We start from the raw sequence: 920 nt of genomic DNA on the forward strand, positions 1-920 counted from the left end.
TTAATTGGTATTTATTTAATCTCCTTATACTTGGGTACCAGCGCTTTCATCACGCCCCAGGCGATGAGATAGGCTACGGCACCGATTGAGAAAATGATCATGTAGCCTTTGTCGATGCCGTCGACCACCACGGCTCCTGACTTTTTCAGGCCCTCGAAAAAACCATCCGGCAGCCGTTCGTTAGTGTACTGCGGGTATTTTTCCAGAAGCGGTATTCCGTTGACCGTGGACCAGGCTTTGTGGGCATGGTCGAATAATACGCCTGAAGATTTGTTGATGATAAACGAACCGATGCCCCCGGCCATCCCGCCGATCCCCGTAATGGTCGCAATGGCTTTTTTCGGGAACATATCGCCGACGGTGGAAAAGATATTCGCCGACCAGGCCTGGTGCGCCGCGCCGGCAATCCCGATGATCAGAACCGGGATCCAGTAGGTTATCGAGCCCAGAGGCTGTGCCAGTAGGGCCAATAGCGGGAAAAAAGCAAAGATCAGCATCGCTTTCATCCTTCCCGAATAGGCGTTCATCCCTTTTTTCTCCACAAAGTATTTCGGAAGCCAGCCCCCGATAATCGACAGCAGGGTAATTACATATAAAACAAATAAAGGAAAGGCGCTTTGCGTGGAATCCATCTGGTAAACCGAGCTTAAATAAGCCGGGGTCCAGAACAGGAAGAACCACCACACCCCGTCGGTCATGAATTTCCCGAAGGCAAATGCCCAGGTCTGACGGTGGCTGAAACATTCCCTGTAGGAAAACTTTCTTTCGGGAGCCGGAGATTCTTCCGTATTAAGTTCTTCGTGGTCCTGGTTGATGTAAGAAAGCTCGTGTTCATTGACTTTATGGTGCTTATGCGGTTTCTTGTAGTAAAATACCCAAAGCCCCATCCATAAGAAACCTAAAGCTCCGATGATGATAAA

General features: G+C 49.5%; 1 protein-coding gene. It reads right to left on the reverse strand.

The features are described from left to right. Positions 1-11 precede the first annotated feature (11 nt). The coding region (locus FY557_RS19950; protein WP_149248975.1) for an MFS transporter at positions 12-920 on the reverse strand (909 nt) is incomplete at its 5' end.

Origin of the sequence: Chryseobacterium sp. SN22 (genome assembly GCF_008329705.1) — a bacterium.
Taxonomy (GTDB): domain Bacteria; phylum Bacteroidota; class Bacteroidia; order Flavobacteriales; family Weeksellaceae; genus Chryseobacterium.